The sequence below is a fragment of the Sedimentitalea nanhaiensis DSM 24252 genome (genome assembly GCF_000473225.1).
In the GTDB taxonomy this organism is placed as follows: Bacteria; Pseudomonadota; Alphaproteobacteria; order Rhodobacterales; family Rhodobacteraceae; genus Sedimentitalea; species Sedimentitalea nanhaiensis.
The window spans coordinates 4044963-4056235 of sequence record NZ_KI421509.1 but is presented as its reverse complement, the minus strand read 5'-3'; the positions used below and the strand labels follow the sequence as shown (position 1 = coordinate 4056235).

Annotated in this window: 12 protein-coding genes and 1 pseudogene; 3 read left to right on the top strand and 10 right to left on the bottom strand. The window is 59.1% G+C overall.

From position 1 onward, the window contains the following. A partial coding sequence (locus NANH_RS0122070) for an ATP-binding protein (protein ID WP_027263999.1) occupies nucleotides 1–459 on the top strand: 459 nt, incomplete at its 5' end. Nucleotides 460–509: 50 nt separating this feature from the next. Here NANH_RS0122070 and NANH_RS0122065 read toward each other — a convergent pair. Together NANH_RS0122065 and NANH_RS0122060 are read right to left on the bottom strand one after the other, a co-directional pair. After that, nucleotides 510–1544, bottom strand: coding sequence for a hypothetical protein (locus NANH_RS0122065; protein WP_139236405.1), 1035 nt, complete (start codon nucleotides 1542–1544; stop codon nucleotides 510–512). Between the two features lie 29 nt (nucleotides 1545–1573). After that, nucleotides 1574–2119, bottom strand: coding sequence for a hypothetical protein (locus NANH_RS0122060; protein ID WP_027263997.1), 546 nt, complete (start codon nucleotides 2117–2119; stop codon nucleotides 1574–1576). A gap of 323 nt (nucleotides 2120–2442) precedes the next feature. On the opposite strand from NANH_RS0122060, the gene NANH_RS29865 reads away from it, so the two are divergent. Continuing rightward, a complete protein-coding gene (locus tag NANH_RS29865) occupies nucleotides 2443–2826 on the top strand; it encodes a hypothetical protein (RefSeq protein WP_081710510.1) in 384 nt (127 codons plus the stop codon). A gap of 647 nt (nucleotides 2827–3473) precedes the next feature. Here the strand turns inward: NANH_RS29865 and NANH_RS0122045 are convergent. The 4 genes from NANH_RS0122045 to NANH_RS0122030 are packed head-to-tail and all read right to left on the bottom strand — an operon-like array spanning nucleotide 3474 to nucleotide 7316. Beyond that, the gene (locus tag NANH_RS0122045) at nucleotides 3474–4517 is read right to left on the bottom strand and encodes a succinylglutamate desuccinylase/aspartoacylase family protein (RefSeq protein WP_027263995.1); all 1044 of its coding nucleotides are present in this window, start codon (nucleotides 4515–4517) and stop codon (nucleotides 3474–3476) included. After that, the gene (gene rimK, locus NANH_RS0122040) at nucleotides 4517–5422 is read right to left on the bottom strand and encodes a 30S ribosomal protein S6--L-glutamate ligase (RefSeq protein WP_027263994.1); all 906 of its coding nucleotides are present in this window, start codon (nucleotides 5420–5422) and stop codon (nucleotides 4517–4519) included. The genes NANH_RS0122045 and rimK overlap by 1 nt, the downstream gene beginning before the upstream one ends. Beyond that, nucleotides 5419–5934, bottom strand: a complete 516-nt coding sequence (locus tag NANH_RS0122035) for an ATP-dependent zinc protease family protein (protein ID WP_036050225.1) — start codon at nucleotides 5932–5934, stop codon at nucleotides 5419–5421. Before NANH_RS0122035 ends, rimK begins: the two co-directional genes overlap by 4 nt. Further along, nucleotides 5934–7316 (bottom strand): magnesium transporter, encoded by a 1383-nt coding sequence (locus NANH_RS0122030; protein ID WP_027263992.1) that lies wholly within the window; start codon nucleotides 7314–7316, stop codon nucleotides 5934–5936. Before NANH_RS0122030 ends, NANH_RS0122035 begins: the two co-directional genes overlap by 1 nt. Nucleotides 7317–7402: 86 nt before the next feature. Between NANH_RS0122030 and NANH_RS26890 the strand changes: the two genes are divergently transcribed. Next, nucleotides 7403–7714: a hypothetical protein gene (locus NANH_RS26890; protein WP_051372548.1), complete on the top strand. Its 312-nt coding sequence runs from the start codon at nucleotides 7403–7405 to the stop codon at nucleotides 7712–7714. A gap of 94 nt (nucleotides 7715–7808) precedes the next feature. Here the strand turns inward: NANH_RS26890 and NANH_RS29905 are convergent. The 4 genes and pseudogenes from NANH_RS29905 to NANH_RS0122010 form a co-directional block, all read right to left on the bottom strand. Further along, nucleotides 7809–7992, bottom strand: a pseudogene (locus NANH_RS29905) (IS481 family transposase); the annotation flags it as partial. A 135-nt stretch (nucleotides 7993–8127) separates the two neighbouring features. Next, nucleotides 8128–8256 (bottom strand): DUF3604 domain-containing protein, encoded by a 129-nt coding sequence (locus tag NANH_RS28720; RefSeq protein ID WP_245601495.1) that lies wholly within the window; start codon nucleotides 8254–8256, stop codon nucleotides 8128–8130. A 387-nt stretch (nucleotides 8257–8643) separates the two neighbouring features. Further along, the gene (locus NANH_RS26885; protein WP_051372547.1) at nucleotides 8644–10065 is read right to left on the bottom strand and encodes a pyridoxal phosphate-dependent decarboxylase family protein; all 1422 of its coding nucleotides are present in this window, start codon (nucleotides 10063–10065) and stop codon (nucleotides 8644–8646) included. Nucleotides 10066–10070: 5 nt separating this feature from the next. Continuing rightward, nucleotides 10071–11216 carry a DUF819 family protein gene (locus NANH_RS0122010; protein WP_081710509.1) on the bottom strand — a complete coding sequence of 382 codons (1146 nt, stop codon included), beginning with the start codon at nucleotides 11214–11216 and terminating at the stop codon, nucleotides 10071–10073. Nucleotides 11217–11273: the final 57 nt, after the last annotated feature.

The window sequence follows — 11273 nt, the reverse complement described above, 5'->3', positions numbered from 1 at the left end:
GGAACTGGGAAATCGCATGTCGCCACCGCTCTTGGCATCCAAGCGATCGAACATCACCGTAAACGCGTCCGCTTCTTCTCGACGGTTGAGTTGGTCAATGCGCTGGAGCAGGAAAAGGCCCAAAACAAGGCGGGGAAGATCGCTGAGGCGCTGGTGAAAACCGACTTGGTGATCCTGGATGAGTTGGGATATCTGCCGTTCAGCGCTTCGGGAGGCGCGTTGTTGTTCCACCTTCTCAGTAAACTCTACGAGCGCACCAGCGTCGTCATCACCACGAACTTGAGCTTCAGCGAATGGGCCAGCGTGTTCGGCGATGCGAAAATGACCACCGCGCTACTCGACCGCCTTACCCACCGCTGCCACATCCTGGAGACCGGCAATGACAGCTATCGGTTCAAGGCCAGCTCGGAGACAGCGAAAAAGAAACGAAAGGAGACAGCAGCATTGACGCCATCATGACGCAAAGAACATAACAGCTGGGTGGGTCAAGTCTCGGTGACAATGCCGGGTCAGTTCTCAGCGACAATCAACAACTCTTCGCCTGCCGGGATTTCGCCGGAATCGCCATTGTTCCAGCCTTGCGGATCCGAGAACGTGATGTTGTACCGATCATAGGTTTCGCCCTGGAAGTTCGCGGTTCCCCCCGCAGCGATGTCGGCATCTCCCCAGGGGCTTAGCCCACCGTCGTAGACGGACCCGACTTGTGGCGTGTCCGCATCCTGATCGACGAGCACAGTAATGCGCAGCCCGTTCGCCGTGGAACTGTTGGGATTGATGAAATCCCAATTGCTCAACGTTTGTTCATACAGACCGAGAGCGCCAGCCAGGGCTTCGTAGCTCGTATCGCTGAAATGCCGGTCCTCGACCCTGTCGGCCGCAGGAGGAGAGTCCATGACATGGTTTTCCCGCGCATCCTCACCCGGTCGCGGGTCGGCGGAACTGTGCCCCGGATTGCCCAGGGTCGAGCTGTGTCCGGGTTCGTGCGAGGTTGTGCCGGCAATCGCGTTGGCCCAGCGGTCGAGCGTGCCGTCGCCGGGTGTCAGGAGACCATCGAAATTTCCGCCGACAACCGCACCGGCCGCGAAGGAACCGGCGAACACCCGTGCCATGTTACTGTTGCAGCACACGCCGAACAGCCCGCCTTTGGGATCGCTGCCAATGCCCACGACAAAGTAGCTGTCATCGGTTGGTACGGGGTTGGTCGTGCCATTGGCGCTGGTGGTCTGCACCACACGCACATCGAATTCGCAGTAGTCGGTCTTGACCCGTTCGGTAATTGCGTTGCGGTATTGTGCGGTGGTGCCCAGTGTGGAATCCAGGTCGCTGGCGTCGAAAGGTTCCAGCGGCGATGTGGTCTCGCCAAACATCGGAGACGGAAAGTTGTTGTCCGACGAGGTTGGGTAGTAAAGATAGAGAACCAGCCCATCACCGCCTCTGTCGGCCTGACAATCCACATTGGCGGCTCGAACTTCCAAGCCATTGATTAAAAACAGAATTGCAAACATAAATCCTGAACACAGGTGAATAAATCTTGCAAAGGTCATTGTTCAATCCTCTCAGATTCAAATCTTGTTCAATCCTCCCCGCCGATCATGCGCTCGGCGATTTTGGAAAGATGCCCCGCCAACCAGGACCCGCCCCGATAGCTTTCCTGCGCGTCGCTGGAACAGATGCGTTCGATCCTGCCTGGCCCTGTCGGCCGGTAGCAGCCGTAGAACCCTTCTACAGCCTGGTCGAAGAGGCGTGCGTCGATGCGATAGGCCGCGTACGTTCCGTCCTCGCTCCGTGTGCGGGTCAGGGTTGTGGGGGGGCGGGACAATGCCTGCACATAGACATAGTCTGCATCGCGCCGTATCTCGCCTTCGCCCGCTCTACCGAGTGGGCGGACCAGTCCTTCGCCTTCTGCTACGGCAAAAAGAACGATGAATTGTCCCACGTCAAAATCACCAGTGCGTGTTTCCGGTGGATAGCTGTCGAAACGGATGACGCCGAGCGATTTAGGCACCTCTGATTGACGAAAGTTGTAAGCCAATTCAATCTCGTAGCGCGCATCCTCTAGGTTTGTGACATCGCCGCGCACTGCGACGTCATTGGCCATCAGCAACTGGAAGAGCGTCATGGGACCGTAGTCCGAGGCGACTGGCGCCGCAGAAACCAGGAGGATTAAACTAGCAATAACTGACTTGACCCGCGAATGGCGCATGATGGCTCCGCTTCAGTCTCTAAGTGTCGTTGTTCAACCTATCATAGAATCGACGCTTTGTCATGTTTCAGTGTTCAGTCTTCGATGGGACGCGCAAAGGGTTCAGGTCGCGGTTTCACGGTTCCGTTCGATGGTCGCGCGCAGGTTTTCTTTTCGGGTGGCGAGAAGGCCATGCCGCTTCCCTCATAGTGAACCGCCCCGGGTTTGCCGGAGAGCACAACACTCACAGGCTGAGCCCGATGTCGAAGAGACGCTTCGCCTCCGCTTATCCGGCTGAACTTCGCGAAGGCGGAATTCTGCTGTTTCGAGAGACCCGCGCCGACTGCACCAGCGATACAACAGCGTTCCGTGCAATAGCGCTGAAGCTGGGTTGTTCGCCGGACAGCCTGCGTGCCTGGTGCCAGCAAGCCGAACGCGACACGGGTCAACGAGCTGGACTGACCCGCGCAGAGAAGGGCAGGGCCAAGGCGTCGGAGCCGGAAGTTCGCGAATTACGGACGGCCAATGAGATTCTGAAGAAAGCATCCGCGTATTTGGCGATCGACGTCTTGGCCCGCAAGATTGCCGGCTGGCGTGTTTCGGCTTCGATGACGACCGCACTGGTGGCCCTGCCGCTTCATTAATCGCGCCATTTGCCGCGATCCATACCAAGGTGTTTCCAGGAATTGTTTATCGGTGATTGCCACGAACTTCAGGTTCTCGGCGCTCTCGCCAACAGGCTGACAATACAACGATGATCGCGTCAGACGCAGCAAAGCGCACTGGCGACGCTGGCTCAGCTTGTGATCCGCGCTCACCATTTCTGCCTCGCGCCCCAAGCAACCGGTGCGAGGCAGCGGCCAAAAAACCCCGGTCCACCACCAGCCGACCGATTTTGGAGCGAAGCTTTTCTGTCTCGGCCTCAGACTGGCGCGTGTCTTCGGATTTGCCGTGCTCAAACCCCGATGCCATGTTTGCAATCGCGCTGCGCTTCCGTGTGCTGATCATCTTCGGATGCACGCCCTACTTAGTGGACAGCTCCGCAAGCGTCCTCTCTTCGCGGATCGCTTCCAGCGCAACCCCGGTCTTGAAATCGGGTGAACGGTTCTTTCTCTTTGCCATTCTGGATCGTCGCTTTCGTCATGCGATGCACCTCAAACGCTGGTCCTGATTTCCGCGACCACCTCTGGCTATCGTTCCAATGACAGGCTGCGGGCTTTTTTCCATGATTATCTGTCGGGCGTCGTCCCCCTGGGTCTTTGAAATCAGAGGCTTGGCCATGCTGGAAACGTCAGATGATCTCGTCTTCGTCAAACAACGGATCCTCTTCTAGTTGCGTTGCCAAATCGCCGATTGCGGCCTCGGCGTAATCGTTCGACTTGAGCGCAGCGAGGTGAAACACTGCATCGCCTTCGTTGACGACGGGCAACACCGATCGCCCGATGATGATACCGCCAAACGGGGCGGCAATCGTCGCCTCCGCTTCTCCAAAAGGGTCTGAAATCGAGGCCAGCGTTTCGCCGGTTTCCACAACGTCGCCTCGGCGTTTATAGATCCGGATCAGTCCGCCGACCGGGCTGCGCAGCCACTTGCTTGAGGCACAGAGCACCGAAGCGGCCTTGGCCTTGGCGATCCCTTTCGCCGGTAGCATCCCGTTGTGGCGCATGACGCGCAGGATGCCCGCAACCCCGGCGCGCACCGCCATCTCATCGAACCGCAAACCTTCGCCGGCCTCATAGAGCAGTACTTCGACACCGCGATCCCTGGCTGCGCCGCGCAGCGAGCCTTCACGGATCGGAGACGTCAGGATCACGGGGGCACCGAACACCCTGGCCAGTTCCAGCGTTTCGGGGTTCCCTGGCGACACCCGGATCTGTGGCAGGTTGGTTCGGTGCACGGCGGCCGAGTGCAGATCGATGCCAAGATCGCAGCGCATCACGACTTCGCTCAGAAACAGGTGCGCCAGCCGCGCGGCAAGCGATCCGCTGGTACTGCCGGGAAAACAGCGGTTCAGATCGCGGCGGTCGGGCAGATAGCGCGAATGGTTTATGAAACCAAATGCGTTGACAATCGGCACGACTATCAAAGATCCACGCAGGCTCTTGAGGTTTGGCATGCGCAACAGACGGCGCACGATTTCGACCCCGATCACCTCGTCGCCATGGACGCCGGAACTGACGAACATGGTTGGCCCTTTGCGCCGACCATGCACGATATGCGCCGACATGGTCACCGGGGTATGGTCCGACAGGACGCTGACCGGCAAATTGACGGTCCTGCGATCCCCCGCAGCAATCACGGTCCCGCCGATTTCAAACGCGGACTGCGGCATCATCAGCCTTTGCCCTTTGTCTTGGTCGCTCCTGTTTTGGCGTGCTTTGCGATATGGTCGATGATCTTGCCCGCGATGTCGATCCCGGTCGCTTTCTCGACGCCTTCCAGCCCGGGGGACGAGTTGACCTCCATAACCACCGGCCCATGATTGGCGCGCAGCATATCGACACCGCAGACGTTCAGGCCCATTGTCTTGGCCGCTCTGATGGCGGTGGACCGTTCCTCGGGACTTATCTTGATGGTCTTGGCACTGCCGCCGCGATGCAGGTTCGAGCGGAATTCGCCCTCGGCACCGGTCCGTTGCATCGCCGCGATCACCCTGCCGCCGACGACCAGAGCGCGGATATCCGTCCCACCGGCTTCTTTGATGAACTCCTGCACGAGGATGTTGACACCCGCACCGCGGAACGCTTCGACTACCGATTTCGCCGACCGTTCGGTGTCGGCCAGAACCACACCGATGCCCTGCGTCCCTTCCAGCAGCTTGATCACCAGCGGTGCACCGCCGGCCAGCTTCAGCACCTCTTCGGTCTGTTTCGGATCATGGGCAAAGGTGGTGACCGGCAACCCGATCCCGTCGCGCGCTAACAGTTGCATCGAACGCAGCTTGTCGCGGCTGCGTCCGATGGCAACGCTTTCGTTCAACGGATAGACACCCATCATCTCGAACTGGCGCAGCACGGCCATGCCATAAAAGGTGATCGAGGCACCGATACGCGGAATGACCGCGTCATATCGGGGCAGCTTTTCACCGTTGTAATAGATTTCGGGTCGGCGCGACGCGATGTTCATATAGCAGCGCAGCGTGTTGATGATGTCCAACTCGTGGCCCCGTTCTTCGGCGGCTTCTTTGAGGCGTTGATGTGAATAGAGGTTCGGGCTCCGTGAGAGCATAACTATCTTCATATCGCGTCCTTTCGGGTGGGTTTCTTGTGTGTTTGTCTCTTTTCGGGGGCGCCCGCGATGTAGGAGCGTCCGCTGTCTACCAGCAGATTGTGTCGCCTGATCGCGGCACGACCGATAATGATCGGGAAGGTCATCTTCGTCCTGTCGGTCAACGAGAGGTCAATCTTCCAGTGCCGCCCGGCGATCATCAGCGTGGTGCGGATAACGATCCTACTTTCGGGCACGCCACTGGTGTTCTTGATCTCGCGTTCATCGTGAACCGGAAAGCGGCACGGCGTGATCTTGCCTTTGGCTATGCGCGGGGGCAGGAATTCGACCAGCCGTATCCCACCTTCGGTAAGGGTGTGGATCTTGTGCGCGTGCAGTGCTGCGGTTCGTGCTCCGGTATCGATTTTGGCATGAAGCAGAGGCAATCCCAGATCGGGCAAGCCGACAAGCTCCCGCCAGCCTATCACGTCTGGTAGGCGGTGCTCGCGCGGTTTCGGTACAGATGTCACCGTTTTTTCCTTCATTATCCGACCAACAGCGGCATCATCATGCTGGCCAGGCTCAGCACCAGGAAAAAGCCCGCCATATCGGTGATGGTGGTCAGCAGTGGGCCGCTCGCAACCGCCGGATCCTGCCCGATGCGTTTCAGTGCCAGTGGAACGACGCCGCCGATAGACACCGCAAGAACGGTATTGAGCGCCAGCGCCAGACCGATAACCATGCCCAGCCAGGGATTGCCCTTCCAGATCCATGCAACGATACCGATCAGGATCCCAAGGGCAATTCCGTTGACCACCCCGACCGACGCCTCTTTCATCCAGACCCGGAACGCGTCGCGTGGGCGTACCAACCCAAGGGAAAGTTCCCGCATTGTCACGCCGACGGCCTGATTGCCGGAACAGCCGCTCATATCCGACACCATCGGCAGGAACACCGCGATGGCAATGACGGCTGTCAGCGTGTCCTCGTAAGCCGAAATGACGCTGGCCGCGATGATATTCAGTACGATATTGGCGGACAGCCAGGCCAGGCGGCGGCGCGACCGGATGCCCAATGGCATCGACCGCAGCTCGTCCCCGACGATACCTTGCAGGCGCAGCCCTTCGACCTGAGCGCGTTCCAGCGCGGCAGTATCCACCGCAGATCGCGACAGCGCGCCGACAAGACGCCCGTCTGCCTCGACCACTGGCAAGCCAAGGAACGGAAATTTGTCAAAAAGATCCTGAAGCTCGTCCAGCGGGGCGTCGGCTCGAACCACCAGCGGCTCGACCATAATCGATGTCAGAGGCGCGCTTCGTTTGGACGTCAGCAGGCCGCGCAATGAAACCACACCAACCGGTTTGCCGTCAGCGTCGATAATATAGGGATGCTGGCCACGGTAACGTTCAAAATCGTCGTCTTCACTGGCCAGACCGCGCAGAACGGCACCGACCGTTGCGGTTTCCGGAAACGAAAACGTCTCGGCCGCCATCAGCCCGCCCGCTGTGCCATCTTCGTATTCCGAAAGGCGGCGCACATCAGCCGCGTCATCCGCATCCATTGCGGCCAGGATCGCCTCGGCATCCTTGTGGTCAAGATCGCCGATCATGTCGGCCTGAATGTCGGAATCCATCTCTTCGATGATTTCGGCGGCCCGCATTGTAGACAGCCGTTCGACAAGCTCGGTGGCTGTCGATTGCGGCGCTTCTTCGATCAGCTGTGCGGCAAGCGTCGGCGGAATCATGGACAGAACCGCATCGCGATCCGCAACAGACAGGTTGAGCAGTTCGCGCAGTGCATCGCTGAGCGGCAAACCGTCCAACATTATTGAAATCGTTTCAACGTCCTTCGCCTCGACGGCGACTTGAAGCTGGCCCGTAATATCGATGCCATCTTCGGGCTTTGCGACTGTCTGTAAATTTTCCAACCTAAACTCTCCTGCTCGTTCCCGTAGTATGTATGTGACAAAATTTTGTCTATAGACAAAATTTCTATTTATATTAGTCTGTCCGTATGGATAGAGAGAACATTGACACAGCGGCCAACGCACTTGCGGCGATGTACGATACAGGTTTTGGTGGCAAATCCTCCGGTCGCTACAGAATACCGCGCAAACTACTCTCTGAGCTGCTGGGCAGACGGAGGATCTATGGCAAAGATATTCGGCTGCTTTCGCGTGTCCTGTTCGAAAGGGGCTATGTATTGATTGATATGGACAGTTTCTTTGTGGTCCTGAGCGCCAATTCATTCGTCAACTACAGACGTGCAAACCAGGATGCGATTTCCGCTCAGCATATCGGACTGCCGGGCCATGAGGTAAACTAGGCTCAAGGATTGGAAACGCGAGGCAATCCGCTATGACCGATGCCACAAGATCTGCCTCTCAGCTATTGTCACCTATTGGTTATGGATCCTGACTCTAGGTGTTCAGTCCCGGCATCTTGTGGATCGGGTCCCAGATGGATCGACCCGGCTCTGATGTCCGGATCTTGCAGATGTATTCACAGGGCGTGAGGCCGCTGGGGGTCTTCAGGCGGCGCGCGCAGCCGATCATGGCTCTCGTACTGGAAGCGTTTAACTGTCGCGTCCTGAATTGTTCGGTTCCGTTGTCCGGCAGGCGATTGCCTGGCAATACCCTGCCGGGTAACCGTACGTGGCGCTCCCGTGACGAACTTGCCCCATAGCGCGTCCTTCCAGTCCTGCAAAGGATCGCACTATCAAATCGTGGGATCAAACGCCTAGCATGTCCAACGAGGGATTTTGATGGCACGAGCACAATAGAACGCCTTGAGGGCCGGATTGAAATCGGGATCACGCCAGACCGCGCTCACTTCGGACGACCTGATCGTGTTGATCCAGCCTGGCATTCGGCTAGGCATGCTGAAGACAACGGAGCCCAGCGGCCAAGCGCGCCAAGGTCGGCGGGCGACCGACGTGGAGACGGAAAAACATGACCGGATTTCTGGGATGACATCGCGGCAATCTGTATTGCAGTGCGGCCCTGTCCATTTTGCCCCGAACGGCAGCTATGCGGTGGCAACGATAGACTTGCCGGTTCGGACAGTTCGGGTCCAGAAAACCGGCAAGAATATCTGATTGTTTCAGCCCGTCGTTGCCGCAAGGCACTTCGGTCCGTCAACCGGATGGGAATGTTTCAGCGCTGCCAGCCTGTCGTTCAGTACCGCAATGAGGCGACGGACGATCAGAATGCGTCAACCTTGACTCTTGGAGCGGCAGGTTTGCTGTGCGGGAGGTCAACTTCTGCGGGCCTTCCATTGCGCATAGCGCGCCATCAGCCGTTCGGGCACAGGGGGGCGGGGTCTGTTGTCCAACCGCAGCTTGCCACCGCCGGCGCGGTACATCTCGGCGAACACATCCAGCACTTTGGCGCGGACCATGCCGCGCAGCGGAACATGAGCCATCATGCCATAGGTCGCGGCCCCTCCGATGCGGGCCAGTTTCGGGTCAGCGCGCACGGTTGCAACGGCCTGGGCCAGGTCCGACAGGTAGTGTTCCGTCACCTCGCGGTGCCGTGCCGTGACCATGGCGTGGATGCCGTCGGGGTTCTGCACCCGGTTGACGCTCCAGCCCTTGGTTTCCAACTGGTCGGCGACCGCAAAGATACTGACCGCGCTTTCAGTCGATCCAAAGGACAGCAGCGGCCCCTGAGGGTGCCCGAGAATGCGCAGCCCGTCTATGTTCGCAATCCCGGCTTTTAATATTTCGACGGCTTCAGTGGTCTGGGCGGCTAAATCGCGATAGCCTTGGATGCCGAGTTTCTGCATCACGGCCCAGGCCGAGGCATAGGCCCCTCCCGGGCGCGTGCCTAGCAGCGCGGGCGACGCGAATACGCCTCCGGGCCAATCCTGGTAGACGAACATCTGGTACTTCAGCAGATCCAGATTGCGGTACAGGATCAATGAGGCACCCTTGGACGTATAGCCGTATTTGTGCAGATCCGTCGAAATCGAGGTGACACCGGGCACCCGAAAATCCCACTCGGGCAAATCGGCCCCGTTCATCGCCATAAACGGCAGAATCATCCCGCCAACGCACGCATCGATATGCAGCGGCACATGACGGCGGGCGGCAGTCTTGCCCATTGCGGCAATCGCGTCGATGGTGCCGTGCGGATATTCCGGCGCAGACCCCAACACCATCACGGTGTTGCGATCGATCTTGCGGTTCAGCCGGGTGACATCGGTGGCCAAATCCGCGGTCATTGGCAATAATCGGGGCGTGACCCCAAAATATTCGGCCGCCTTGAACCAGGCCACATGCGCCGTCGCCGGGATCGCCATATTGGGCCGATGGACGCCGCGCCGCTTGCGGGCCATGTCGCGATAGGTCTTGACCGCCATCAGACAGCTCTCAGTGCCACCGGCGGTCAGTACACCGCAGGTTTCCGGGCCGCCGTGCAGCAGGGTCGCGACCATTGCAACGATTTCGCTTTCCATACGCTTGAGGCTTTGAAAGGCGGCAGGGTTCAGCCCGTTGGCCGACGAATATTGCCGATATGCCGCCGCCGTGAAATCGTCATGCGCGTCATCCAGATGATAAACCAGGCTCCAGATCCGGTGATTGCGGTAATCGGGATCGTTCTGTCCGAACCGTTTCAGATCGTCCAGCACTTCGGCTTCGGGGCGGCCCTGTGGTGGCAGGCTTGGTCTGTCCATCTCGTCTATCCTTTGGCAGCCAGGAGCAGGGCAACGGAAATGCCCAGGTAATTTCCGATTGCAAAGCCCAGAATGCCGGTCGCCATGCCCGAGATCAGGATTGCGGGATTGCGCAGATTGCGCGCGACCATCGGCACAAAGGCGGGTGACATGATGGCGGCGACCGAGGTGATCAGAAACGTATCCGCGTCCACCCGCGCCACCCGGCACAGGATCGCATGCAGGGCCAGGCTGCCGAAGGTGGCAATCACGATGAACACCAATATCATCGGGTCCATATCAGTCAGCGCGCTCAGATTCAGAGAGGCGGCTACGCAAATCGAGAAGACATAGATCAGGTACATGCCGAGCCGGGGCGCATGGACGTTGTCCCGGATCGGCGGAATGAACGAGGCCAGAAGTCCAAAAGTCGTGAGCAGGACGATCACCATGATCTGCGGTTCTGCAAAGTGCAGCATCGATGCAAGCAGGACTGCCAGCCCAACGCAAGCCCCCGCCGCCAGGAGCGCGGACAGAACACCCGGTAAGGATCGCAGGAACAGCAGGTCGGCATAATGTTCCCGGGCCATCTCGGTGGTGACGTCCCCGCGAAAAGCATCGGGAAAGCGCGGCAGAAAGCGCCCGAACAGGCGTGGTGCCAATGTCAGAACGAACAGCAGGTAGAGCGCCCCGATCGCGGTGTCGACCGTAGCAAACAACAGATAGCGCCCGTCTGGAATGTTCAGCGCCAGCTTGATCGCGCCCAGGTTGGCGATGCCGCCGGTATACATGCCCACCGCCATGCCGGAAAGTTGTTCGGCCTGGCTGATGCCCCGGGCGGCAAACAGATAATACAGTGCGGTTGCCAGTGTCACGACCGAAATCACAGCAAACAGCATAGACACCATCGCCCGGCCGGCCACGTGTCTCCAGGCGCGGAAATCGACGGAAAACAGCAGCAGCGGCAATGCCAGGGCCAGGCTGGCCTCGGTGACGCTGGTGTGTATGGCGGTGCCGCTGTCGGGGAGCAGACCCGTCAACCCAATCAGCAACCCCAGTGCATAGCATAGCACGATCGGCCCCAACGCGCGTGCGAGGGCAATGTGGCGGACCATAAGAAGAACAATTGCCGGAGCGCCCAGAAAAAGACCTGCTGTTATGGCTCCGACCATGATGTGTCTCCGATTGCGACGCGGCAGGCGATCCTCCCCGCGTCAGGAGGCACTATG